Raw genomic sequence first — 25,484 nt, 5'->3', positions numbered from 1 at the left:
GACCTTCACCTCCCTTCCGCGGGTCTTATGTGTTTGACGTCCCCGGCGGAGAAGGCTGATACTTCGCCGCTCTCCAGCCGGATTAACAAGGAACCGTCCTGGTCCAAGCCCTCCGCGGTCCCCTCGATGACGTCCTCTTTCCATGTCCCCCTTATGCGCATGCCTATGGTGCAACATCTGGAAACGTACATTTCCATGAATTTTTTAGGGTCCATGCCCAGGATGTCAAGGTAAAATCCAAGCCTTTTTAAAAAATGGGCCAGAAGGTCGTGGCGGCTTGGAACGCTGCCTCCCTCCTGGGCCACCGAGGTGGCTTCTGTGAGGGGATCCTCCAGCATGGGAGTTGTCTTGAGGTTAACTCCAAAGCCGGACACCACGTGGTGGATCTGATCCACCTCCACGACCCCTTCGCTAAGCATCCCGCAGATCTTCCTTCCCCGTACCAGTATGTCGTTGGGCCACTTGATCTCGCATCTTATGAGGCAAAGGTCTTCAAGCGCATCCCCCATGGCCATGGCACAGGCCAGGTTTACCGCCTGAACCATTCGTGGAAGCAGCTTGGGGCGCAGAAGAACGGACCCATAGAGTCCCCCCTTGGGGGATTCCCAGCGCCGGCTTTGCCTTCCCCTTCCCGATGTCTGCTCGTCTGCCACAACAACGGCCCCCTCCCGGCGTCCTTGGGCCGCCATCTCCTTGAGCGGGGCCTGGGTGGATCCGATGGAGGCGTAATGAAATATGGGATGCCCCAGCGGAGAATCCATGAGAAGCATCTCTGCCCAGGAGGGAGAAAAACCGTCGCCTTCGGGGCCCCCCTCCAGGATGTACCCCCTTTGAGGCACCGATGAAATCCTTATACCCTCATCCTTTAGGGTGCTTATTATCTTCGATATTCCCTGCCTTGTGATTTTAAGCTCCCTTACCAGCGCTGAGCTCGGGGTCAGCTGCCCCGGGTTTTGGGCCAGCACCCAGAGCACCCTTACCCGGTTGTCCACCCCATGGCGTTGATCCATGTATAACCCGATCTCCTTCCTCCGCGGCTCTTGTCCCGATGGTGATATAATCCTTTCTTGTTCAATATAACAATTCTTGGGAGGGGTGTACATGGTCGTTCTGCCGGTCAGCACGGTCATGGGCAACTTGCGTTCGCGCATGCGCGAGCTGCGTGATAGCCTTTGACCTGGAGGGAATGGATGCCAAGATAGCGGATTTGTTGAACAAGGCCTCCGAGGAGGGGTTCTGGGAAAGGCCGGACTCCAAGGAGCTGGCCAGAGAGCTTGCCCAGCTTCAGCAGAGGAGGGAATCCTTTTCTGCCCTGGAGAGGGAGTTTCAGGACGTTGAGGTTCTGGCGGAGATGCTCCAGGAGGAAGAGGACGAGGAGCTTTCCTTGGAGTTCTACCAAAGGGCGGAGGCCTTGGAGGAGAGGCTTGAGAGAAGCCAGGTGCTGACCCTGCTGGACGAGGAGTACGACCCATCGGACGCCATACTGTCGATACATGCCGGTGCCGGCGGTTTGGATTCCCAGGACTGGGCGGAGATGCTCTATAGGATGTACGTCAGATGGGCGGAGCGGAACGATTTCAAGGTCAAGCTCCTGGACGAGCTGCCGGACCAGGAGGCTGGTATAAAAAGCGTCACCATTCAGGTTAGCGGTGAGTATGCCTATGGATATCTTAAGGGAGAGAGCGGCGTTCATCGGCTGGTCAGGATCTCCCCCTTTGACGCTGCCAAGAGACGGCATACCAGTTTTGCCTCCGTGGAGGTCATGCCGGTGTTGCCCGATGACGTGGAGATAGAGATAAGGCCGGAGGACCTTAAGATGGACACCTTCCGTTCCAGCGGTGCCGGGGGCCAGTACGTTAACATGACGGACTCCGCGGTGAGGATAACCCACATACCAACCGGCATAGTGGTTAGCTGCCAGATTGAAAGGTCCCAGCACATGAACAGGGCCACCGCCATGCAGATGTTAAGAGCCAAGCTTTTTGAGAGGCAGCTTAGGGAAAGGCAGGAGCAGATCGAGGCCCTTCAGGGGGAAAAGCGCGCCATCTCTTGGGGGAGCCAGATAAGGTCTTATACGCTCCAGCCCTTCCAATTGGTTAAGGACCACCGAAGCGGTTGTGAGATAGGCAACGTCCAGGCGGTGCTGGATGGCCAGCTGGACGAGCTCATCATGGTGTACCTTAGGTTTTACAAGACTGGACGGGTTTGGAGGGATTCGGAACAGTGAGACTCCCCGGAAGTACCTCTCCCTTGCGGGCCAGAATTGGACTGTTTCTAGCCCTGTGCTTCCTGATGCTCCTCCCCGGCGTTTCATGTGGAGATCAGTTCTCGGTCAAAGAGGGGGTTTTCCCCGTTAAATCCCTGAAGCCCCACATGAGGGGTGTGGCTTTTACGGTTTTCCATGGGGACAAGGTGGAGCAGTTCCCGGTGGAGATCTTGGGCGTGGTTGCCCAAAGATCCGCCCCAAATCGGCTGGTCTTGATAAAAGCCATAGGGGACAGGATCATCAAGGCTGGTGGTGTTGCCGCAGGGATGAGCGGGTCGCCGGTTTACGTCAACGGCAAGCTTCTTGGGGCCATTGGCTTTGGCTGGGAGTTCGCAGATCACTCCATGGCGTTGGTTACCCCAGCGGAGGAGATGCTTAAGATACCGCCCATGCAAGGTGCGGAGATTGACCGTAAGAAGCCTCACAGCGAGGTTGGCCAGGCCGTTTCGGTAGTTTCCGGCGATGTGGAATCCCGGGACGTGGCAAGCCGCGACCTGTTGCCTGAGACGCTAAGCCGGGATCAGGGGCTTTCCAGTCCCCTTCTGATCGGAGGCGTGAGTCCCAGGTACGGTAGGCTCATAGGGGAGAGGGTCTCTTCCAGGGTATCGGCTCCTGCTGGGACGGGGCTTACGGCATCCGGCAGGCCCTCCTTGTCCCCCGGGTCCTCCATTGGGGTTGCCCTGGTGGTGGGGGATGTCTCCGTGGGGACCATTGGAACCGTAACCGCTGTTGACAGGGATAAGTTCCTTGCCTTTGGGCACCCGTTTATGGGCAGGGGGGCCGTCAAGTTCTTTGCCACCGAGGCTTCGGTGGTAAGGGTGATCCCAAGCCTTGAGACCCCCTTTAAACTGGGAACCCTGGGTGGTGTGATAGGCACCGTGCTTCAGGACAGGCCCCAGGGGGTATACGGGAGGATCGGGGTTATGCCCCAGGGCAATGATTACGAGATCCGTTTCCATGATCTGGATAGCGGCACGAGGGCGGTCAGGCGTTTCAAGGCCGTGGCGGACCCCTTCGTTTCGTCCCTGGTGGTCCCACCGGCGGTTGCGGGTTGTGTGGAGGATCTTTGGGGCAGGACCGGACAGGGTACCGGTGAGGTTACGGTCACCGTTGAGGGAGCCGGCGTCCCCGGTGGATGGAGCAGGACCAACTTCTTCCTTTCCGACTCAGACCTGCCGGATAAGATCTTCCAGGAGTTCAGCTTGATCCACTCCATGCTGCCCTTAAACCCCTTTATGCCCCTTGAGCCCCTTTCCTTCCGGTTGGATGTAAAGGTGACCCAGACCCCAAAGGTGCTTTACATAGAAAAGGTTGAGGTCCCAAAGGACAGGTCCTTCAGTCCCGGAGAGATTATCGGGGTGGACGTGTGGCTTCGTCCCTGGAGGGGCAAGGCGGAGAAACGAACCTTTTCCGTTAAGATCCCCGCGGACGCCAGGGGTGATGTGGAGGTGCTTGTGCGGGGCGGAGGCGTGGCTGAGATGGAGCAGGAGTCCATCAAGGAGGGTCGGCGCAGCATCGAAAGCCTTGAGGGATTGCTCCGGGAACTGTCCGCAGAGGAGGCCAACAACGAGATACTGGTGGAGGTCCTATGCCGGAGAAGCAAGGATAGGGAAAGGGAGGATTCCACCAAGCTGCTGAGCGAGATCAAGGAGCAGCGGGTGAAGGAGGGGTCCTTAAAGGTGCTTAAGACCAACTACTACGTGGAGGGATTGCTTCGAGTTCCCCTCAAGATGGCAGCGGAAGGGGAAGGCAAAGAGGAGGATTGATGCCTCCCTTTGTCCTTCCCGTCTTGAGTTAACGCTGGGACTCACTATTTGCAAAACAGCAGCCAGATGGCGCCGCCATAGCAAGCCACCAGGCTTACGAACACAGAGGCGGAAAGCATGTCCTTTGTTCGCTTGATGTCCTCCCGGTAGGTCTGGCCTATGTGGCAGTCTATCATTATCTCAACCGCCGAGTTGACCAGCTCTAAAGAAAGTGGCAGCAGGGATAAGAGGAACGATGGTATGACGATCGATGGAGGGCGCCTCAAGGAAAGCCCTACGCCAAGCACCAAGAGGGACGCTGCGGTCTCATAGGCCACAGCCCTTTCCATGATGAACGCTACCTTAAGACCGTTGCAAGAGTACATGAACTTCCTCAAGAGGCTGGTGTTCTTCCACTGGCCCAATTGATATCTCCTCCTGGATCCGGACTTTTGTTTTATTTTTATCAGTGTCCTTGGCGGCTTTAATGACCTAGCATCCCAGCAAGGCCGGAGGGACTTTGGGATTATAGCAGACTCACAAATTTCCGTAAGGTCGTATGTTTTTAGACGTTTTGTTTATGTATAATAGACGCCATAGATCAGAGCCAGGGAGGGATACAGAGGTGCTTTCGGACATTGAGATAGCCCAGTCTGCCAAGTGTAAGCCCATAGGTGAGATAGCCGCCGAGTTGGGAATACCGGATGATGCTTTGATACCCTATGGCAAGAACAAGGCCAAGGTGGATCTTAACTTTTATCGTACCCTTTCGGACAGGAAGGATGGGAAGCTTATACTGGTCACCGCCACTACCCCCACTGCGGCGGGGGAGGGTAAGACCACGGTTACCATAGGGCTTACCCAGGGGCTTGTTAAGCGGGGCAAGAAGGCCATGCTTTGTCTTAGGGAGCCCTCCTTGGGGCCGTGCTTTGGCGTGAAGGGCGGGGCCGCGGGGGGAGGGTACTCCCAGGTGCTTCCCATGGAGGAGATAAACCTGCACTTCACCGGAGACATCCATGCGGTGGGCGTGGCCCACAACCTGCTTGCCGCCATGATAGACAACCACCTTCAGCAGGGAAACCAGCTTAACATAGATCCAAGGACCGTCAGCTGGCGTCGGGTGGTGGACATGAACGACAGGGCCTTGCGGCATGTGGTGATAGGCCTTGGCGGAAAGGCAGACGGGGTTCCCAGGGAGACCGGTTTCGACATAACCGTGGCCTCGGAGGTCATGGCCATACTGTGTCTTGCGGAGAGCATCTCGGACCTCAAGGAGAGGCTCAGCCGGGTGGTGGTGGCCAGGACCTACGACGGCAAGCCTGTTACCGCCGGCCAGTTAAAGGCCCACGGTGCCATGGCGGCACTCTTGAAGGAGGCCATCCAGCCCAACCTGGTTCAGACCATAGAGCACGTTCCGGCTTTTGTGCACGGTGGGCCTTTCGCTAACATAGCCCATGGTACCAACTCCATCGTGGCCACTAAGATGGCCCTTAAGCTTCGGGACTACGTGGTCGTGGAAGCCGGCTTTGCGTCGGATCTTGGGGCGGAGAAGTTCATGGACATAGTGTCTCCCTATGGTGGCTTCAACCCCCAGGCGGTGGTGGTAGTTACCACCGTAAGGGCCCTTAAGCTGCACGGCGGAGTCCCGAAGGAAAGGCTCTCGGAGGAGAACCTGGAGGCCCTCAAGGCCGGTATAGCAAACCTGGAGGCCCACATAGACAACATGTCCCAGTTTGGCGTCCCGGTGGTTGTGGCCCTTAACCGTTTTGTGGCGGACACCGACGCGGAGATAGAGATGGTTCGTTCCGCCGCTGCCGCCAAAGGAGCCCCCGTAGCCCTTGCGGAGGTTTGGGCCAAGGGGGGTGAGGGAGGTCTGGAATTGGCGGATCTGGTCCTCAAGGCCATTGAAGGAGGGTCTAATTACAAGAGGCTCTACGACTGGAACCTTCCCCTCAAGGAGAAGATAAACGTCATTGCCACCAAGGTTTACGGTGCCGATGGAGTTGATTTCAGCCCTGCGGCCTCTAAGGCCTTGGCGGAGCTTGAGGAGATGGGATACGGTGGGCTTCCGGTGTGCATGGCAAAGACCCAGATGTCCCTTTCGGATCAGCCGGAACTTAAGGGTCGTCCTAAGGGGTTCAGGATAAACGTGCGGGAGGTGCGCCTGTCCGCAGGGGCTGGGTTTGTGGTGGCCATATGCGGTTCTATAATGACCATGCCGGGACTTCCAAAGGTTCCTGCGGCGGAGAGGATAGACATAGACGATCATGGCAGGATAACCGGGCTTTTCTAGGGACGGTAAGGGATAAAAAACCGGGGCTCCTTTCGGAGCCCCGGTTTTTTTGCGTCTTTAGAGAGGCTGATGCCTACTTGGGAAGCTTCAAGCCCTTCTCCTTGTAGTACTTAGCCGCACCGGGATGGAGGGGTACCGTTACGCCATCAAGGGCGCTCTTGAGGTTTATCTCCTTGCCCTTGGCGTGGGCCTTGTGGACTATGTCGATGTTCTCCCAGAGGGCCTTGGTAAACTTGTAGACCACGTCCTCGGGTACCTTCTCGTCCACCACCAGAAGGGCCATGACCGCCGGGGTCTGGGTCGCCTGGGTCACGCCTTTGTAGGTGTTGGCGGGGATGGTGCTCTTGACGAAGTAGGGGAACTCCTTGGTGAGCTTGGCCATGGTAGCGTTGTCGAAGTTGACCAGGGTTATGTCCTTGGTGGTGGCCAGGTCCATTATGGAGGACACCGGGTAACCCGCCACCACGAACCCGGCGTCGATCTGGTTGTCCTTGAAACGCTGGGTGGTGGCGCCGAAATCAAGGAAGTCGGTCTTCATGTCCGAGTACTTGAGGCCAACGGTCTGGAATATGGCCCGGACGTCCGCCTCCACGCCGGAGCCGGGAGCTCCCACGGAAACCCTCTTGCCCTTGAGGTCCAGAACGCCCTTGACGTTTGAATTCTTGAGGGTTATGAGGTGCACGTGCTCCGGATAGAGGGCCGCTATCACCCGTACGTTCTTGATGGGGGTCTTGAACATCATCTTGCCGTTGTAAGCCCAGTAGGTGGCGTCGTTCTGCGCAAAGGCTATCTCGATGTCGTGGGCTCCGATGAGGTTGAGGTTGGCCACCGAGGCGTTTCCAGTCTCTGCGGTGACCTGAAGATCAGGGGCCCCCTTGTTGACCGCCTGGGCTATGGCCCCGCCTATCGGATAATAGGTTCCGGAGGTACCGCCGGTGGCTATGGACAGGAAGGTCTTAGCGTGGGCGGCCCCGCCCATGGCTGCCACCAATAACGCCGCAAGCATAAGCTTCGAAAACCTCTTCATTCTCATTCCCCCTTAATTTTTGTGTGCTTCTACGCCTTCTCTAGGTCTAATGTGGCCTTTTCCCGCCCCCCCTTCCTTCGCAATCATACACCTGACATTATATTTCCCATTTTGGGAATGCTCAATATTAATCCGGTGGCTCAAAATCGTCCGCCATGCCCCGACGCTGTAAATTGCGATTGCGCGGGTGGCAGAAGTGTGGTAAATTCAGTCGGTATGCGCGGATATGAAATCTTTTCGGAGGTGCTGAATATATGAAGAAGGACATCCATCCCAAGTACGAGGTTTGCAGGGTAACTTGCGCTTGCGGGAACTCCTTTGAGACCCGCTCCACCACCGGCGACATAAAGGTTGCGGTCTGCAACGCCTGTCATCCATTCTACACCGGCAAGAAGGGTGGAAGGGTGGTGGAGGCCGGCCGTCTTGAGAAGTTCCGCCAGAAGTATGCCGGCGTTGATTACGGCCAGAGGAAGGTGTCCGAGTAGCCTTCGGGGCTTGCGGTACCTTACGTCATCACCGGCGGCGCTTAAGGCGAAAGTATCAGGGGGAGCCCGGCTCCCCCTGAAGCATATGGGGTACGTCCCGCCTGGGATGAACCGGTAAACCCGGAGGTGTCGAGTTGTCGTTAGAGGTTAAACTGATATCCCATACGGAGGATCCGGTCAGGATTGTGGCCGCCGCAGCCAGGCTCTGTTACAGCCCCGTGGGCGCCGTTGAGATCCTTGACAGGTTTGATCAGGCCAAGGCCAGGGATCTAATAGGCAAACTTACCCGCAGCGGCCACATGTCTCCCTTCGAGCACGCCTCCTTTACATTTGCGGTGGACGGGTTAAGCCGGGTGGCATCCCACCAGCTGGTGAGGCATCGCATCGCTAGCTTTTCCCAGCAGAGTCAGCGCTACGTGGACTCCTCCGGCGGGAGCTGTGTGGTGCCTCCCTCGGTGATGGAGTCGCAGGAGGCTTTGGATCTGTTCCAGCGGACGGTTCAGGTGGCCGTTGAAGCCTACCGGCAGCTTTGTTCCATGGGGGTTCCCAAGGAGGATGCCAGGTTCCTGTTGCCCCACGGCTTCTCTACTCGTTTGGTCTTCACCATGAATGCCCGGGAGCTTCACCACTTCTTTTCCCTCCGGCTTTGCAGGAGGGCCCAGTGGGAGATAAGGCTCCTTGCGGTCAAGATGTTGGGTTTGGTAAGGGCTGCGGCCCCGGAACTGTTTGAGCTGGCGGGACCTTCATGTCTTACCGCCGGGAGGTGTTCCGAGGAGATGTCCTGTAACAGGCCCTTCGCCTCAATGGAGGAACTGCTTTGCGGGGATCGGTAGTGTTGTGGTCGTTCCTTAAGTGGATGGCGGGGTTGACCGTGGGGGTTTTGAAGTCCCCTGAGGTCCCCCTGCCGGTGGGTGGGCAGGCGGTGATAGAGGGCGTTCTAATGCGTGGATACTCCTCCTGGGGTATTTCAATCAGGACCCCGGAGGGTTCCCTGTGGAGGGAACGGTGGGGTATATCCTCTTGGACTGCCCGGTCTCCTTGGAACTGGCCGGTCTTAAGGGGCTTCTGCTCCATGGTTGACATGGTTAGGGAGGGCTACAAAGGGCTTAGCATTTCGGCCTCCGTTTCATCCCAGGAGGAGCCCTCTAAGCTGGAGTCGCTTCTGTCCATCCTCATCGCCGTGACGGCGGTGGTGGGCCTATTTCTCTTGCTGCCCCTGTGGTTGTCTGAGACGCTTGGTGGACGAGTTCACGTTAAAGGCGTCTCTTTGAGGCTTCTTGAGGGCATCATCAGGGGAGCTGTTTTTGTGGCCTACCTGGGATTGGTTGGCCTTTGGGGGGATATGCGGAGGGTCTTCGCTTATCATGGGGCGGAGCACAAGACCATAAACGCCTATGAGTCCGGAGCTCCTATGGATGTAGATTCCATAAAGTCCTTCTCCAGGATACATCCCCGCTGTGGTACGTCCTTCTTGGTGGTGGTCATCCTGGTTAGCGTGGTGGTTTTCGGGTTGATGGGGCGGGGAGGGCTTCTTTGGAGGATTTCCAGCCGGGTTATCCTGTTGCCCCTGGTGGTGGGAATATCGTATGAGATAATAAAATGGGCATCCCGTGGAAGCGTTGTGGGCAGGGCGTTGGTCTTTCCTGCCCTGGGGTTGCAGTTTCTGACCACTCGGGAGCCCTCCGATGACCAGATCGAGGTGGCCTTGGATGCCCTCAGGGTTGCCCTGGGGCCCGATGTGCACCTTTCGCCCTCCACGGCGGGCGGTGAAACCCAAGTTGATCAGGGGTGAGCTGTTTTGGATTTTATAGGCAAGCTTAAGGAGATAGAGGCGGCCTTGGCGGATATAGAGGCCCGCATGGCGGACCCTGAGGTCTCCAACAACGTGCAGGAGATGCAGTCTTTGAGCAAGAGGCACTCGGAGCTTTATCCGGTGGTTCAGGCCTTTAGGGAGTACCAGAAGGCGTCTCAAGCGTTGGAGGAAGCCAAGGAGCTGATGTCCCAAGAGGACGAGGAGATGAGGGCCCTTGCAAAGGAGGAGGTCCAGCGGCTTTCCGAGCGGCTTCCGCAGCTGGAGCAGGAGCTTAAGGTGTTGCTGCTTCCCAGGGATCCTAACGACCACAAGGACGTCATAATAGAGATCAGAGCCGGGGCGGGGGGCGACGAGGCGGCGCTTTTCGCAGCGGACCTCTTTCGCATGTACACCCGTTACACGGAACGCCAGGGGTGGCGTTACGAGATAATGGAGATGAACGAAACCGGCATAGGCGGATACAAGGAAGTGGTGTTCCTGGTGAAGGGTGAAGGGGCCTATAGCAAGCTCAAGTTCGAGAGTGGCGTTCACCGGGTGCAGAGGATTCCTGCCACGGAGGCGAGCGGCAGGATCCACACCTCCACCGCCACGGTGGCGGTTCTGCCGGAGGCGGAAGATGTGGACGTTCAGATTAGGCCAGAGGATCTTAAGATAGACACCTACCGGGCCAGCGGCGCGGGTGGGCAGTACGTGAACATGACCGACTCGGCGGTTCGTATAACCCATATCCCCACCGGTCTTGTGGTGACCTGTCAGGATGAGAGGTCCCAGCTGAAGAATCGGGCCAAGGCCATGCAGCTGCTGCGGGCCAGGCTCTACGACCAGGAGCTTCAGCGCCAGCAGGCCCATATGGCGGCGGAACGCAAGGGGCAGGTTGGAACCGGCGACAGGTCTGAAAGGATAAGGACCTACAACTATCCCCAAAACCGTTTGACGGACCATCGTATAGGGTTCACCCTTTACAAGCTTGACCAGGTGCTTGATGGGGATCTTTACGAGCTCATAGAGGCTTTGCGTATGGCGGATCAAGCGGAGAAGCTGAAGACCTTAGCCCTCTAGCTTTCATGTTATCGTCTTGGAGAGGGTTGTTTTGAGGCTCTGTGAAATAAGGCGGATGGTGGCGGAGGTTTTGGAGGCGTCGTCTCACGTAAGCCGTCCCATGTGGGAGGCGGCCATGATAGTGGCCGCCTCCCACAACGTTTCCAGGGAGGCCGTGTTGACGTCCGTGGAGGATCGTTACGAACCATCTCCGTCGTTGGAGATGGCTCGAAGAAGAGCTAAAGGGGAGCCGTTGGCTTACGTTTTGGGCTCCATGGACTTTTTGCGCTGGAGGTTTCTTGTGGGGCCGGGATGCCTTATTCCTCGGCCTGAGACGGAGGTGTTGGCGCTTAAGGCGGCGGAGGTTCTTCCAAGGGGAGGGACCTTTCTTGATTGGGGTACCGGGAGTGGCTGCATAGCCTGCTCCATTGCCATGATGGTTCAAGACAGCCTAGGCGTTGCCATGGATCTAAGCCCCGGCGCCCTCAAGTGGGCCTGGCGCAACCTTAGAGAGCACCAGCTGCTTGGCAGAGTGTTCGCCCTTCATGGCGGGGGGCCCTTGGATCTGCCTTCTTCTTTTAAATCCTTTGACCTGGTGGTGGCAAATCCGCCCTATATACCATCGGATCACCTGGCCGCCTTGGACGTTTCTGTCCGATGTTTCGAACCACACGTTGCCCTTGATGGCGGTCCAAGGGGCCTGGAGGTTCCCTTAAATTGGCTTTCCGAATGTGGCAGAATCCTTAAACCCGGTGGGTACGTGTTGATGGAAACCGCTGGGCCCCACCAGGTGGAGGAGCTGGGAAGGCTTAGTTTGGAAGGATTTGAGTACCTGGGGTGCTTTGAGGATCAGTACGGGGTGGGCCGGTTTGCCTGGTGGCGTTCCTTGGGGTACGACGGGGACGTGGTAGGGCGATTGGGGTAAAATAAGCACATATGTTTGGCACATCGGCATCCGCATGGAGGTGTTCTTTCCGATGGAAAAGAGGGAACTGGTGATACTTGGCGCTGGGCCTGCTGGACTTACCGCAGCCATATACGGCAGGAGGGCAGGGCTTGACGTCCTGATCCTGGAGCGTGGCATGCCGGGAGGGCAGATAACCATAACCGATGAGATCGAAAACTGGCCCGGCGTACAGCACGCTTCCGGTCAGGAGCTGGCGGACAGCTTCCGGCGCCACGCGGAGAAGTTCTCTCCGGAGTTTCGGGATGCTACGGTTACCTCCCTGGAGATCCGCAACGGACGCAAGGTGGTTGTGACCGATAAGGGAGAGGTTGAGGCGGAGGCGGTCATAATAGCCACCGGTGCCAACTTCAAGCGCCTGGGGTGTCCCGGTGAGGCGGAGTATACCGGGCGGGGGGTCAGTTACTGCGCCGTGTGCGACGGAGCCTTCTTCGAGGGAGAAGAGGTGGCAGTGATAGGCGGCGGCAATACCGCCGTGGAAGAGGCATGTTACCTCACTCAGTTTGCCAGCAAGGTTTACATAGTGCACCGGAGGGACTCCTTCCGGGCGGACAAGGTCCCTGTGGAAAGGGCCATGGCCAACCCCAAGATAGTTCCGGTCTTCAACTCCGTGGTGGAGGCCATAGAGGGAGGGGACATGGTTGAGCGGTTGGTGTTGAAGAACGTTAAGACCCAGGAGGTTAGCCATCTGCCGGTGGCGGGGGTCTTCATATTCGTAGGAACTGCCCCCAACAGCGGCTTTGCCTCTTCCCTGGTGGAAACAGCTCCCGGGGGTTGGATAAAGACCAGCCCCAAGATGGAGACCTCTGTGGAGGGCATATTTGCCGCCGGCGACGTTCGGGACACGTTCCTCCGCCAGGTGGTGACCGCCGCTGGGGATGGGGCGGTTGCCGCCATGTCCGCCTATTCCTACATAACGGAGCAGCTGCACCTGCAGAAGGTGCTTTTGGAGCCCGAGCGGGTGAACGCCCTGTTCTACTCCAGCATAGATGAGGGCCAGGTGGGTTTGGTTGCCCGGGCGGAAGAATGGGCGGAGTCCAATGGGATCAGCCTTACCGTGGTCGATGGCTATAGGAGCCTTAGGATGATGGAGAAACTGGGGGTAAAGGAGCTGCCTACCGCCATGGTGCTTCAGGGGGGCAAGGAGGCTTCTAGGGCCAAAGTTTCGTCGGTGGAGGACCTTAAGATATTCCTTTGATCCAGGCGCGATCTGCTGTCCGTACTTAGCGGGATCTTTTATCCCCAGGGGGTGATGCCGGTGATACTCACCGTTACGTTAAACCCGGCGGTGGACGAAGAGTACGTTGTCCCTGAGTTTCGCCCCGGTGGCTGGTTTAGGGCTTCCAACGTAAATAGATCTCCCGGCGGCAAGGGTATAAACGTGTCCATCCTTTTGAAGCAGATGGGTTCTGATTCCGTGGCCATGGGTTTCCTGGCTGGTTACAACGGGGAGTATATAAGGGATACCCTGTCAAAGCTTAGGATAGCCACTAGTTTCGTCCACGTGAGGGGTGAGACGCGGACTAACACCTACGTGGTCGACGAGATTGGGAAGCTGGAGACCGGCATAGCCGAGAACGGCCCCTACGTATCCGAGGAGGCCCTCGGGCGTTTTATAAGGGCCTATGAAAGGATGCTTGGCCGCTGCAGCTCCGTCATGTTGGGAGGATCCCTACCCCCTGGGGTACCCCAGGACGTATACCGGGAGTTGGTTCACATGGCCTCCGCGAGGGGGTTGGATGTCTTCGTGGATGCGTCGGGAGGGGCTTTGCTTGCGGCGGTGGATGGAGGACCTAAGGTTGTCAAGGTGGACCATAGGTTTGTTTCCATGATGATGGACGTGCCTTTGTCCTCCTTGGACAACCTGAGGACCGTGGCCTCCAGGTTCCATGACCAGGGGGTCCCGTGGGTGATAACCTCCTACAGGGGGTACGGGGACATGTTCTCAACCCCCAGGGGGGTCTTTGTGGCGGAGGTTCCGCGAAGGGGCATAGTGTCCCTCTTTGGCGCCGGAGATGCGTTGATGGCGGGGCTTATCTTGGCTTTTGAGGAAGGGATGGACGAGGAGGACTCCATAAGGTTCGCCATGGCCTGTGCCATGGAGGACTCCCTGCACCTGGAGAAGGGGGTTAGCTCCAGGAGTGCCGTGGAATCCCATCTGGATCAGATAAAGCTGAACCGTGTGGGTTAGGGGGGCTTGCCATGAAGGTTTCTGACGTTATGGAGAGGGACCTTACCGCCCTGTGGGAGGATTCCACGGTTTTTGAAGCGGTGGAGGTCCTCTCAAGCCACGGCCTTTCGGGGGTGCCGGTGGTGGATGATGAGTATCGCTTGGTGGGCTTCATAAGCGAGAAGGACATAGTTAGAGCCGCATTGCCCGGTTATGTGGATTACCTTCAGGACTCCTTGGTGATACCTGACTTTGGACAGTTTCAGGTGCGCTTAAGGCGCATAGGGAAGGAGAAGGTCTCCAAGTACATGGCCAGGAAGGTGATAGCCTTTCAGGAGGATGACAGCGATTTTTATGTGGCCATGACCATGATAAGGCACAACATAAAACGTGCCCCGGTGGTGGATAAACAAGTTCTGGTGGGGTCGATCAACCGGGCGGACCTGATAAGCAAGCTCATGGAGGAGGCGTCTTCCTGACCATGGGGAGGGTTCTCTTCGTATGTACCGGTAACACCTGTCGAAGTCCCATGGCGGAGGCGTTCTTGAGGGTTGTTGCGGGAGGCGTTGTTGAGGTTTCGTCCGCTGGCCTTTTCACCACTAGGGGTCTTCGAGCCAGCCCGCTTGCGATGGATGCCGCAAGGGAGTTTGGGGTTGACCTGTCGGATCATCGGTCAACCCCCCTTCGTCTGGAGGCTCTCACCATGGATACCGTGGTGGTCTGCATGGCTAGGTCCCACGTGGAGGTGCTCCTAAGGTCCGGCTGCGGGGATATGTGCGGCTTGATAAGCCTCTTCGGAGATCTGGTAGGTCATCCGGGGGTTGAAGTGCCGGATCCCTTCGGGTTTGGTGTGGAGGAGTATAGGAAGGTGGCGGCTATTTTATGGGACTGGAGTACCTTGTTGAGTCTTAGCAGGCCTTGGGAGGCCCTTGGGACTTAAGGATTTGGTCGCTTTGGGTCGATAAACCCTGTGGAGGGGTGATGACGCATGGATTCTAACCTGGCCCGCAAGGCCCAGGATATGTATAGGGCCAATCAGGTACAAACCGCCACCAGGGAGCAGCTTTTGCTGCTCACCTACGATATAGGCATAAGGGCCTGTCACGGGGCGATTGACGCCATGGAGAGGTCCGATATCGAAGGGGCCAACGATAACCTTAAGAGGGCCCAGGCGGTTGTGAGGGAGCTCATGGTTACCCTTAACGTGGAGCAGGGAGGGGAAGTGGCCCGTTCCCTGATGGGGCTTTACGACTTCTTCTACAATCGTTTGGTGGAGGCTAACGTAAAGAAGGACCCGTCCCTGGTTCGGGAGGTTCTAGGCATGTTGGAGGAGCTTCGTAAAACCTGGGTTGAGGCCATCGATAAACTGAGGTCCGAACAATCGCCGCCCGCCCAAGGCGCTGACGCCGCCTCCCGCCAGAAGGTTGATCATAAGGTGGGATCCTATGCCGGTGCCGCTGGGGGTGTCAACATTGCGGGCTGATCTCGGGGACCGATTGAAGGGGGAGATAGAAGGCCTCATAGATCAGGAGATGGCCATCTATGCGGCCTTGGGCAAACTGGTAGACCAGGAGGCGGACTGTGTTTCGAGGAGGGACATGGACGGCCTTATGGGGGTTCTGTCTGAGAAGCAGACCTACATCTCCCGTCAGGAGGCCCTTTTGGACTGCTGGAGGAATGTTGCGTCTTCCCTTGGGGTGGATGGAGGCAGGGAAAGTGCCGCCTTTTGGGCAGCCATAGCGGATAGGGTGGGGCGCAAGGGGTACGACGACTTGGTTTCTAAGGTAAACGAGATAAGGAGGATGGCGGGATCCCTCTTGGACAGGGAGCGGGATGTCCAGCGGGAGCTGGAGGCCCACATGGAGGAAATAAGATCCAAGCTCATGCAGATGAGGACGAATAGACAGGTGTTGCGAGGATATGGAGGCTAGGTCCCTTTTGCGGTGTTTGTCAGGGATTTATAGGAGGCCCCCCTCCAGCAGGGGGGTTGTGTTTTATCTGCTTTTGCTTGTCTTAGCCCTCCTACTCCTCGTCCTCCCACTTCCCATGCTCGGTGTTGTCCCTCCTCGGGCATTTGGGGCGGACCACGCTTGTCCTGGGGATGTTCGAAGGGAGGTAAAGCTGGGCGAAGAGCTGGCAAAAGAGGTGGAGTCCCGTTTTAGGCTGGTGGCGGATCCAGTGGTCCTATCAAGGTTGGAGGCCATAAAGTCCCGCCTTGAGGGGGGGCTTGAGAGGGATCTGCAGTACCGATTCAGTGTCATTGAGGACCCTTCTCCGAACGCCTTTGCGTTGCCCGGCGGCTTCTGTTACGTCACCACCGGGCTTGTAAAGCTGCTTGGTTCCGATTCTGAGCTTGCTGCGGTGATGGCCCATGAAATGGTCCACGTGGACCGGTGTCACGGGATGATACAGGCGGCAAGGAACCAGCGTTTGTCCTTGGTTGCCCTTGGGGTGGCGCTTGCCACGAAGGGGCAGGTTGCCGCCATGGTGTTTTCCAACCTGGCGCAGATAGCCATAATGAATTCATACAGCAAGGATCTGGAGAGGGAAGCGGACCTTAAGGGGTTGGATCTTTTAGCAGGGGGAGGTTACCATCCATCCGGGATGGTTACTGCCCTGGAAAAGCTTTGGGACTACCAGATCAGAAGGCCCTATGTGGATCCTGGTATATACATGGATCATCCGGAACTGGAGGACCGCATAGCATACATACTGAAGGCGATGACATCCAAGGGTCTTAGGGTGTCCAGGAAGGAGCCGCTGGGACTTCTCATCGTGAGGTTTGGTAGGAAGGATGACCGTTTTAACATTACGGTGGACAACAAGACATGGATTGAGGCGAACCAGTCCAAAGCGCAAATACTCAAGGAAGCGGCTAATAGGCTGGGCCGGGCGTTGCTTTTCGAGACCATGCCTCAAGAGATAGGGGTCTCTAAGGATGGGGTCTTGTCTGTTAGGGGACAAAGGATACTGTCCAGGGATGAGCTGCCTGGGGTGGACCTCGACTCACTCCGGGCGGCTCTTGTAAAATTTCTTCTGGATGCCAAGGCTATGCATCCTATCAGCAAGAGTTATTGATTTTTGCGGTTCTTAAGGCGTTTGCTGGAGGCGAGGTAATGTACCTTTCTCTTTATAGGAAGTACCGGCCCGGGCGGTTCTCTGAAATATCCGGCCAGAGGCGGGTGGTGGAGGCCCTCGTGGGTGCTTTGGAGAGCAGTAAGGTTCCCCATGCATTCCTTTTCTCAGGCCCAAGGGGATGTGGCAAGACCAGCGCCGCTAGGCTTTTGGCCAAGCGGCTTAACTGTTCATCTCCCATCGATGGAGGGGAGAGCTGCGGCCAGTGCCCCAGCTGCGAGGCCATCCAGCGGGGGGATCATCTTGACGTGGTGGAAATAGACGGGGCTTCCAATCGTGGGATTGAGGAGATCAGGGCACTTAAGGATCAGGTCGCTTTGGCTCCCTTTCAGGCTCCTAACAAGGTCTACATAATAGACGAGGTTCATATGCTTACGGAGGCGGCTTTTAATGCCCTGCTGAAGACCCTGGAGGAGCCCCCAGGCAGGGTTTACTTCGTGTTGGCCACCACGGAGCCCCAAAAGGTGCCGGTTACCATAAGGTCCAGGTGTGTCCACTTCCCCTTCCAGCGTATTTCTACGGAGGACATAAAGAATAGATTGGCTGAGGTGGCATCACTGGAAGGGATAGAGGCGGAAGAGGAGGCCCTGTGGGAACTGGCCAGGAATGCCGACGGGGCGCTGCGGGACGCGCTCTCCATGATGGAACAGGCCATGTCAGTGGGGGCCGGCAGAATAACCTTAGAGGCGGTATCCGGGATCCTTGGCGGTTGTGGCAGGGAGGCTCTTCAGGGATGGGTTGAAAGGGTCCGTACGAGCCCTAAGGATGCGTTTTTGACCCTCATGGACATGATGCGCAGTGGCAGTAACCTGGAGAGGTTTGTTGAAGGCCTTTTCTTGATCTTCAGGGATATGATGCTTGTGAACCGTTGGGGGTCGCAGGTGGTGGGGGCCCTTGGCGTGTCGCCCCAGGAGGGTGAATTCCTGTGTAGGGAGGCCCCGTTGTGGGATCAGGGGGTTTTGAGGAGCGCCTGCTCCATGTTGGCGGACTTGATGCCAAGGGCAAGGCAGGGAATGAGGGCCGACGTGTTTGCGGGGCTTTTGCAGAGGGGCATGGACGAAGCCCTCCTGGGGGGTGTCCCTCAAGGAGAACCGGCTAAATTGAAACTGTGTGTTGATGATGCAACGGGGCGGTCGCCCGTGGGAGGAGAAGGTGTGGGCGTCACCCGTTTCGGAGTCAAGCCCTTGAGCGAAGAGGGCCCGCCGTCGAGGTCGTTGCAGTCCGGGGCTTCTTCTCTCTCTTCCGAAGTTACGCGTCCTGTGGGGGTAACCCACGGTGAGGAAGGAGATGTGCGCCTTAAGGGGTCCCGTGTTTCCCAGGATCTTAGGCTTTCCATTTTTAGACGCCTACTTGGCGAAGATCCGGCCCTTGGCTGTGCGCTTATGCATTGCGGCATATATGCGGATGGCAGCGCTGGATATCTGGATATCCCCGATGACCCTCTGGTGTCCAGCTACGTAAAGGGTTTTCGGGGAAAGACGGTGGTTTCAAAGGTCTTCTTGGAGGTGCTAGGGGTTCCTTTGGATGGGGTTGACCCCGAGGGGTCCATGGAGGATGGGGCCCTGCGCCATTCCCCTAAGACGCTGGATGACCAAGAAGATGAGATGTCATGGGAGCAAACGATATCCTTCCAGCAGGGGGATCTACCAGTCAAGGCATACGCCGATGAGACCTCTGAGACGCGGAAGGCCGATGTTGGTTCCCAAGTGGACGGTATAAGGGATGCCCTTTCGTGGCTTGACGGAGAGGTACTCTACGTCAGGATGGCCAAAGAGGCTTCTGGGGAAGACGATCAGCAGGAGGAAGAGGCTGAATGAGCGGCCAGTTCGTACATCTTCACGTGCACAGCGAGTACAGCCTCCTCGACGGGGCCATACGGTGCGTAGACCTTGTGGAGTCGGTGCTCTCCATGGGCATGGGGGCGGTGGCCCTTACGGACCACGGGGTGATGTATGGGTGCGAGGAGTTTTACGAGAAGTGCGAGGCCAAGGGAGTCAAACCCATAATGGGCTGTGAGGTATACGTAGACCCCAACGGCATGGACTCCCGGGATGGCAAGGGAAGGAACAACCATCTGGTGCTTTGGGCTCAAGATATGGTGGGGTACAAGAACCTCATGAAATTGGTATCCATAGCTAACACCGATGGTTTTTACTATAAACCCAGGGTAGACCACAGGGTTCTTGCGGAACACTCCAAGGGGCTCATCGCCTCCTCTGCGTGCCTTGCGGGGGAGATCCCTCAGCTTTTGATGGATGGGGACTTCGATGGGGCCGTGGCAAGGGCGATGCTTTATCGGGACATATTTGGGGAAGGCAACTTCTTCATAGAGGTCATGTACAACCAGCTTCCTGAACAGGCCCTTGCCAACCGGGAGCTAATAAGGTTGGCCAAGAGCTGTTCCCTGCCCCTTGTGGCAACCAACGATGCTCACTATTTAAGGCGTGACGACGCCTCTTGGCATGACGTGCTTCTTTGCGTCCAGACCAACAGCACGGTGGAGACGAAGGATAGATACAGGTTCGGATCCGACGATTTCTACCTGAGGAGTCCCGAGGAGATGTGGTCCCTTTTGGGGACCGAAGTGCCGGAGGCGCTTAACAACACCCTTTTGATAGCGGAGCGGTGTGATGTCAAACTGACCCTTGGGCAGTACATGCTGCCGGAGTTCCCGATACCGCCCGGAGAGACCTTGGACAGCCATCTGGAGAGGCTTGCGGAGGAGGGCCTTAAGCGCAGGATGGGTGGTACGGTGCCCAAGGAGTATGAGGACCGCCTTCACTATGAGCTTGGTGTAATAAAGCAGATGGGTTTCCCCGGGTACTTCTGCATAGTGGCGGACATAATAACCGCCGCCAAGGCTAGGGGTATACCCATAGGGCCCGGCAGGGGTTCCGCGGCGGGTTCTCTGGTGGCTTGGTCGTTGGGTATCACGGAGCTTGATCCGCTGAAGTACAACCTTCTTTTTGAGCGGTTCCTCAATCCCGAGAGGATCAGCATGCCCGATATCGATACCGATGTGTCGGACAAGCGGAGGGATGAGGTGCTTGCTTACATAGTTGAAAAGTACGGCGTAGACCGGGTTTCCCAGATAATCACCTTCGATAGGATGAAGAGCAAGGCTGCCGTAAGGGACGTGGGAAGGGCCCTTGCCATGTCGTATCCGGAGGTTGACAGGGTGGCCAAGCTGATCCCCGATGGGGTCAAATCCCTGAAGGAGGCGCTGGAGAAGTCGCCGGAGCTTAAGGAAGTCCACGGCTCGGATCCCAAGGTGCGCCGCCTGGTGGATACCGCTTCGCACATAGAGGGAATAGCAAGGCACTGTTCTCAGCATGCCGCTGGGGTTGTGATAACTCCCGTGCCTTTGGTTGAGATGGTTCCGGTCAAGAAGATAGGGGAGAACCAGGTGGTTACCCAGTATTCAATGGAGCCGTTGGAACACCTGGGGCTGGTTAAGATGGACTTTTTGGGTCTTAAAACCCTTTCGGTAATAGAGGGCGCCCTCAAGAATATAGAGTCTAACCGGGGTATCAAGCTGGACTTGGGTGCCATACCGATGGATGACGAAGCCACGTTTAGGATGCTCCAGCGGGCTGATACCCTTGGGGTGTTTCAGCTTGAATCCTCGGGAATGCAGGATCTCTTGCGCCGCCTTAGGCCTGACTGTTTTGAGGACCTGATAGCGGTTTTGGCCCTCTACAGGCCCGGCCCCTTGGGGAGCGGGATGGTGGATGACTATATAGAGAGAAAGCACGGCAGATCTCCGGTTACCTACCCTCATCCGAGCCTTGAGAAGGCGTTGAAGGAGACCTACGGGGTTATTTTGTACCAGGAGCAGGTCATGCAGTGCGCCGCTGAGTTAGCGGGTTATACCCTTGGCGAGGCGGACCTCTTAAGAAGGGCCATGGGGAAGAAGAAGGCGGACGTGATGGAGAAGCAGAGGTCCAAGTTCGTGGAGGGGGCGAGACAAAGGGGCGTGGACCCCAAGATGGCGGAGGACATCTTCAACAGCATAGAGAAGTTCGCCGAGTACGGGTTCAACAAGTCCCACAGTGCCGCATATGCCCTTATAAGCTACCAGACCGCCTACCTTAAGGCCCATTACGGCCCGGAGTTCCTGGCGGCTTACCTGTCCAGCATAGTGGGGGCCCGTATGGACGTGTTGGGTAAGTACATACGGGACGTTAGGAACCTGGGTTATCAAGTCCTTCCGCCGGACATAAACGAGTCCCAGAGCGACTTCGTGGCGGTAAAGGACGTCATAAGGCTTGGGCTTTCAGCGGTGGCCAAGGTGGGTGATTCTGCGGTGGAGGCCATAATAAAAGCCAGGTCTGACGGTCCGTTCAAATCCTTTTGGGACTTTCTGTGCCGGGTTGACCTAAGATCGGTTAACAGGGCGGTGGTGGAGAACCTTATAAAGGCCGGGGCCTTTGACGCCCTCTGCCCTAATCGCAGGATGCTGTTGGAGAACCTCGGCAACCTCTTGGAGATGGCCCAGCGCAGGTGTGATCCCACTAAGCAGGTGAGCCTCTTCTGCGAGGATGACGTTGAGGAAGAGGAGCCTGCGATGGAGGCGGTGGAAGACGCGGAGCTCCACCAGAGGCTGGAGTGGGAGCGAGAGGTGTTGGGGTTGTACATATCGGGGCATCCCTTTGAGCAGGTGGAGCGGGATCTTGCCCCGTACCTTGTCTGCCGCATAGGGGACCTTTCGTCTTGGAAATCCTCCAACGTGGTGCCGGTGACCGCCGGTTTGCTGGTGGGATTGAGGGAAAGGTATACTAAGCGTGGGGATCCCATGGGGATCCTTGAGATGGAGGATGGGGAGGACAAGGTTGAGGTGGTGTGCTTCCCCAAGGTTTGGCAGAAGGTGAAGCCCATGCTTAGGAACGGTGGCATATACGTTTTCTCCGGGGCTGTTAAGGACGACGGGAGACTGTCGGTTTTGGTGGATGAGATAATGGAAGCCGGAGAATGGTTGAAGACCAAGTCTCCCATAGCTAAGATAAGGGTTTTGGGGCCCAGGGCTGGCCTTTTTAGAGATCTTGCGAGAGAATTAAAGGGGCATTCCGGCACCAGTCCTCTTGTGGTTTACGTTGAGGATAGGGGCAACCTTGTGGCTCTCTGGTCCCGTTCCATAAAGGTGAGGTTGGATGAATCCTTGAGGAGGAGCCTTGAGGAGATGTTCGGGGGGCAGGTGGCCCTGGACTTCTAGGTTCCTGGAGAGGGGCGAAGCGGAGGGGATGAGAGAAGTGGATGGTGTCCAGCGTATGTCTGTTATGAGCGATTACGTGGTGGTCAAGGCGTTGGAGGACGGGGTTACGGTCATAGGATTGACCAGAGGGCAGGAGACCAAATTCTCCCACACGGAGAAGCTTGACAAGGGTGAGGTCTGGATAGCTCAGTTTACTGAACATACCTCCGCCATAAAGGTGAGGGGCGCCAGCGAGATATACACCAAGCACGGTAAGATAGACAGCGGGAGGTGAACCCAGTTGAGAAGGGTAAAGATAGTTTGCACATTGGGGCCCGCGTGCAGCGATTACGACGTTTTGAGGGCCATGGCGGAGGCGGGGATGAACGTTGCCCGTTTTAATTTCAGCCACGGGGAGTATGAGACCCACGAGCTCAACCTGAAGCTTGTGAGGCAGGTTGAGCAGGAGATAAGACGTCCCATAGCCACCCTTTTGGATACCAAGGGCCCGGAGATAAGGACTGGTCTTTTGAAGGGCCATTCTCCGGTGATGTTGCAGCAGGGGAAGAACTTTGACCTGGTGATCCCTGAGATAGAGGGAGACGAGAGGGGAGTGTCCATAAGCTACCCCAACCTCACCTCAGAGGTCTCTCCGGGTATGGACGTATTCATCGATGATGGCACCATACACCTAAGGGTCGAGAGGGTTTACGAGGACCGCATATCCTGCAAGGTATTGGTGGGGGGAGAGCTTGGGGAGCGAAAGGGTGTTAACGTCCCGGAGGCGGCGCTTTCGGTTCCCACCCTTACTTCCAAGGACATAGAGGACATCAAGTGGGGCGTTGAGAAGGGGATGGACTACATAGCGGTCTCCTTCGTGAGGACTCGGGATGACATAATCCAGGTGAGGCGTGTCCTCGAGGAGCTGGGGGGCACCATGAAGATCATCGCCAAGATAGAGACCAGGCAGGCCTTCCAGAACCTGGAGGACATTGCCCAGGTGGTAGACGGCATGATGGTGGCTCGTGGCGACCTGGGAGTGGAGATGCCCACCGAGGATGTGCCGCTGGCGCAGAAGAGGATAGTTGATATCTGCCGCATGCAGGGCAAGCCGGTCATCGTGGCCACTCAGATGCTGGACTCCATGATAAGGAACCCCCGTCCCACCAGGGCGGAGGCGAACGACGTGGCCAATGCAGTGTTGGATGGAGCCGATGCCGTGATGCTTTCGGGGGAGACAGCAAAGGGTAAGTACCCGATCCAGGCGGTGGAGACCATGAGCCGCATTGTGAACCGTGCCGAGGGTGAGATGCGTCTTTGGCAGCGGTACCAGCAGGTTCAGGTGGCCAACCACGTGGCCGATGCGGTGAGCCACGCCGCCATGACGATAGCTGAGGACATGAAGGCTGCGGCCATAATATCCCTTACCAGAAGCGGCAGTACCGCCAGGATGGTGAGCAAGTACCGTCCCCAATGCCCCATAGTGGCGGCCACGCCATCGAAGAACACCTGGCGTGAGTTGGCCCTTCTTTGGGGGGTATACCCGGTCATTAGGGAGGAGGCCAGCAATGCGGAGGAGGCGGTGGAGGCCGCCATGTCCGCCGCGTTGGAAGAGGGTTTTGTCTGCGAGGGAGATCTGGTGGTCATAACCGCCGGGGTCCCCGTGGGGATACCGGGTACCACCAATATGGTTCAGGTTTACACCATAGGCCAGATATTGGTTAAGGGACTGTCGCTGATAAAGAGGGAGGCCTCAGGGTTTGTGTGTCGCTGCAAGAATGCCAAGGAAGCCTTGGATAAGATGCGTCCCGGGGATGTGCTTGTGGTGGAGCAGACCGACAGGGACTATGTGCCTGCCATGAGGAAGGCCGCTGCGATAATAGCGGAGGAAGGGGGGCTAACCAGCCACGCCGCCATAGTGGCGTTGGAACTGGGTATCCCCTGTGTGGTGAGCGCCAAGGATTCCATGAAACTCCTTCAGGATGGGATGCTGGTTACCGTAGATGGCACCAGAGGGGTGGTCTACCAGGGGAGGGTTAAGCTTCGCTGAACGATAAAGGGGCTTCGGCCCCCCTTTTTTATTTAGATCCCTTTCTTTATAGGGTTCCCTTGCGACCTATCAAAAATGAGGATGAGATCCCCTCATGGGAATCCTATGGTTCGGAAGGTTTGTGGGGTGCTATCTGGGTCCCTTTGTGGCTTTCACCCGAAGGGAGATGTACTTTGCTGACCAGACGTCCGTTGACCCTTAGGCGGCATCCGGGGCAGGTGGCCTTCCCTGGTGGAGTCAGGGATCCTGAGGACAGGACGCCCGCTGAGACTGCCAGCCGGGAGGCTGTGGAGGAGGTATCCCCCTCTGGGAGTTGGCGCCCGGTGGCGCTCATGGCTCCCCAGAGGGCTCTTACCAGCTCGTTCAACGTGGTGCCGGTGGTGTTTGCCGGCTCCGAGAGGGCGCCTGTTTTCGTACCCTCTCCCCACGAGGTGGACGACCTAGGGGTGATACCTCTACCGGGGGTGGAAGATTTTTCCTTGGACCCAATGGGAGGGCCGGAGCTTGTATTGCCCCGATTGGGTCGGGTGTTTGGCCTCACCGCCAGGGTTTTATTGAACGTTATCCTTAGTTTGGAGGAGATCCGATGGCTTTTCTAGGGGCCCACGTGTCGGTTGAAGGCGGCCTTTGGAGGGCCTTTGAGAGGGGGGCGGCCTTGGGGTGCGAGTGCATTCAGATCTTCACAAAAAGCCAGCTGCAGTGGTTTGCCTCCCCCGTATCTCTTGACCAGTGTCAAAGGTTCCACAGGGCTTGGAGGGAGTTTGGTTTTATCCCCGTGGTGGCCCATGGTTCGTACTTAATTAACCTGGCGTCCAGCGATCTGACCATGTGGGAGAGGAGCGTAGAAGCCCTTGCCATGGAGATGGAGCGTTGCGATGCCCTTGGCATAGAGTCCCTTGTATTCCATCCCGGCCATCACGGGGGCGCTGGATATGAGGCTGGGATGGCTAACCTTGAGAGGGGTATAGAGGCGGTGTTGGAGAGGGCCCCCAGTTCCGTGAGGCTTCTTATGGAGCCCTCAGCAGGGCAGGGCACCGCCGTTGGGTATGTGCTGAAGGACTGCGTGGATATCTGTGTGCGCATCGGGGTGAAGAGGCTTGGACTGTGTCTTGACACCTGTCATCTTTTTGCCGCTGGGTATGACATAAGAACCCCCGGGGGATACCGACGGACTTTGGGGGCCCTTGGGGACCAGGGGACATCCATCGTTGGGTGTTGGCATCTTAACGACTCCAAGGACCCTAAGGGTTCTAGGAAGGACCGGCATGAGAGGGTGGGCAACGGAACCATTGGGGTGTCTGCCTTTG

Annotated in this window: 22 protein-coding genes and 2 pseudogenes; 21 read left to right on the top strand and 3 right to left on the bottom strand. The window is 57.3% G+C overall.

The window, feature by feature from the left end:
* Positions 1-5: 5 nt before the first annotated feature.
* Positions 6-1,010: a biotin--[acetyl-CoA-carboxylase] ligase gene (locus tag N2315_01120; GenBank protein MCX7827796.1), complete on the bottom strand. Its 1,005-nt coding sequence runs from the start codon at positions 1,008-1,010 to the stop codon at positions 6-8.
* 118 nt (positions 1,011-1,128) lie between these two features.
* On the opposite strand from N2315_01120, the pseudogene prfB reads away from it, so the two are divergent.
* Together prfB and N2315_01110 are read left to right on the top strand one after the other, a co-directional pair.
* A pseudogene (gene prfB, locus N2315_01115) lies at positions 1,129-2,227 on the top strand (peptide chain release factor 2).
* A gap of 65 nt (positions 2,228-2,292) precedes the next feature.
* Positions 2,293-4,032: a hypothetical protein gene (locus tag N2315_01110; protein MCX7827795.1), complete on the top strand. Its 1,740-nt coding sequence runs from the start codon at positions 2,293-2,295 to the stop codon at positions 4,030-4,032.
* A gap of 44 nt (positions 4,033-4,076) precedes the next feature.
* Here the strand turns inward: N2315_01110 and N2315_01105 are convergent, their stop codons facing one another.
* Positions 4,077-4,436 (bottom strand): diacylglycerol kinase, encoded by a 360-nt coding sequence (locus N2315_01105; GenBank protein ID MCX7827794.1) that lies wholly within the window; start codon positions 4,434-4,436, stop codon positions 4,077-4,079.
* A 200-nt stretch (positions 4,437-4,636) separates the two neighbouring features.
* Between N2315_01105 and N2315_01100 the strand changes: the two genes are divergently transcribed.
* Positions 4,637-6,304 (top strand): formate--tetrahydrofolate ligase, encoded by a 1,668-nt coding sequence (locus tag N2315_01100; GenBank protein ID MCX7827793.1) that lies wholly within the window; start codon positions 4,637-4,639, stop codon positions 6,302-6,304.
* A 73-nt stretch (positions 6,305-6,377) separates the two neighbouring features.
* Here the strand turns inward: N2315_01100 and N2315_01095 are convergent, their stop codons facing one another.
* Entirely contained in the window at positions 6,378-7,331 is a 954-nt protein-coding gene (locus tag N2315_01095) for a TAXI family TRAP transporter solute-binding subunit (GenBank protein ID MCX7827792.1), read from the bottom strand.
* A gap of 254 nt (positions 7,332-7,585) precedes the next feature.
* Here N2315_01095 and rpmE point away from each other — a divergent pair, with 254 nt between their 5' ends.
* The 18 genes and pseudogenes from rpmE to N2315_01005 all read left to right on the top strand — a co-directional run.
* Positions 7,586-7,816 carry a 50S ribosomal protein L31 gene (gene rpmE, locus N2315_01090; GenBank protein ID MCX7827791.1) on the top strand — a complete coding sequence of 77 codons (231 nt, stop codon included), beginning with the start codon at positions 7,586-7,588 and terminating at the stop codon, positions 7,814-7,816.
* A gap of 134 nt (positions 7,817-7,950) precedes the next feature.
* Positions 7,951-8,649: an FAD-dependent thymidylate synthase gene (gene thyX, locus N2315_01085; GenBank protein MCX7827790.1), complete on the top strand. Its 699-nt coding sequence runs from the start codon at positions 7,951-7,953 to the stop codon at positions 8,647-8,649.
* On the top strand, positions 8,634-9,608 hold the full coding sequence (locus tag N2315_01080) for a DUF1385 domain-containing protein (protein MCX7827789.1): 975 nt from the start codon (positions 8,634-8,636) through the stop codon (positions 9,606-9,608). Before thyX ends, N2315_01080 begins: the two co-directional genes overlap by 16 nt.
* 6 nt (positions 9,609-9,614) lie before the next feature.
* Positions 9,615-10,688: a peptide chain release factor 1 gene (gene prfA, locus N2315_01075; protein MCX7827788.1), complete on the top strand. Its 1,074-nt coding sequence runs from the start codon at positions 9,615-9,617 to the stop codon at positions 10,686-10,688.
* 16 nt (positions 10,689-10,704) lie between these two features.
* Positions 10,705-11,592: a peptide chain release factor N(5)-glutamine methyltransferase gene (locus N2315_01070; protein ID MCX7827787.1), complete on the top strand. Its 888-nt coding sequence runs from the start codon at positions 10,705-10,707 to the stop codon at positions 11,590-11,592.
* A 52-nt stretch (positions 11,593-11,644) separates the two neighbouring features.
* A complete protein-coding gene (gene trxB, locus N2315_01065; protein MCX7827786.1) occupies positions 11,645-12,829 on the top strand; it encodes a thioredoxin-disulfide reductase in 1,185 nt (394 codons plus the stop codon).
* 54 nt (positions 12,830-12,883) lie between these two features.
* A complete protein-coding gene (locus tag N2315_01060; protein ID MCX7827785.1) occupies positions 12,884-13,822 on the top strand; it encodes a 1-phosphofructokinase family hexose kinase in 939 nt (312 codons plus the stop codon).
* A gap of 11 nt (positions 13,823-13,833) precedes the next feature.
* Positions 13,834-14,280 carry a CBS domain-containing protein gene (locus tag N2315_01055; protein MCX7827784.1) on the top strand — a complete coding sequence of 149 codons (447 nt, stop codon included), beginning with the start codon at positions 13,834-13,836 and terminating at the stop codon, positions 14,278-14,280.
* 2 nt (positions 14,281-14,282) lie between these two features.
* A complete protein-coding gene (locus N2315_01050; GenBank protein MCX7827783.1) occupies positions 14,283-14,741 on the top strand; it encodes a low molecular weight protein arginine phosphatase in 459 nt (152 codons plus the stop codon).
* Between the two features lie 48 nt (positions 14,742-14,789).
* The gene (gene fliS, locus N2315_01045) at positions 14,790-15,284 is read left to right on the top strand and encodes a flagellar export chaperone FliS (protein ID MCX7827782.1); all 495 of its coding nucleotides are present in this window, start codon (positions 14,790-14,792) and stop codon (positions 15,282-15,284) included.
* Positions 15,274-15,732 carry a flagellar protein FlgN gene (locus N2315_01040; GenBank protein ID MCX7827781.1) on the top strand — a complete coding sequence of 153 codons (459 nt, stop codon included), beginning with the start codon at positions 15,274-15,276 and terminating at the stop codon, positions 15,730-15,732. Before fliS ends, N2315_01040 begins: the two co-directional genes overlap by 11 nt.
* Positions 15,733-15,847: 115 nt before the next feature.
* Positions 15,848-16,879, top strand: a complete 1,032-nt coding sequence (locus tag N2315_01035; GenBank protein MCX7827780.1) for a M48 family metalloprotease — start codon at positions 15,848-15,850, stop codon at positions 16,877-16,879.
* 38 nt (positions 16,880-16,917) lie between these two features.
* Positions 16,918-18,753, top strand: coding sequence for a DNA polymerase III subunit gamma/tau (gene dnaX, locus N2315_01030; GenBank protein MCX7827779.1), 1,836 nt, complete (start codon positions 16,918-16,920; stop codon positions 18,751-18,753).
* On the top strand, positions 18,750-22,148 hold the full coding sequence (gene dnaE / locus N2315_01025) for a DNA polymerase III subunit alpha (protein MCX7827778.1): 3,399 nt from the start codon (positions 18,750-18,752) through the stop codon (positions 22,146-22,148). Before dnaX ends, dnaE begins: the two co-directional genes overlap by 4 nt.
* Before the next feature lie 55 nt (positions 22,149-22,203).
* The gene (mtrB, locus tag N2315_01020; protein MCX7827777.1) at positions 22,204-22,422 is read left to right on the top strand and encodes a trp RNA-binding attenuation protein MtrB; all 219 of its coding nucleotides are present in this window, start codon (positions 22,204-22,206) and stop codon (positions 22,420-22,422) included.
* A 6-nt stretch (positions 22,423-22,428) separates the two neighbouring features.
* Positions 22,429-24,168 (top strand): annotated as a pseudogene (gene pyk / locus N2315_01015) (pyruvate kinase).
* 152 nt (positions 24,169-24,320) lie between these two features.
* Positions 24,321-24,776: a CoA pyrophosphatase gene (locus tag N2315_01010; GenBank protein MCX7827776.1), complete on the top strand. Its 456-nt coding sequence runs from the start codon at positions 24,321-24,323 to the stop codon at positions 24,774-24,776.
* The coding region (locus N2315_01005) for a deoxyribonuclease IV (protein ID MCX7827775.1) at positions 24,764-25,484 on the top strand (721 nt) is incomplete at its 3' end. The genes N2315_01010 and N2315_01005, both read left to right, overlap by 13 nt.

The sequence above is a fragment of the Thermanaerothrix sp. genome, from assembly GCA_026417795.1.
Lineage (GTDB): Bacteria > Synergistota > Synergistia > Synergistales > Synergistaceae > Thermanaerovibrio.
Note: the sequence above shows the minus strand (reverse complement) of the source record. Positions and strands in the feature narration are given on the sequence as shown.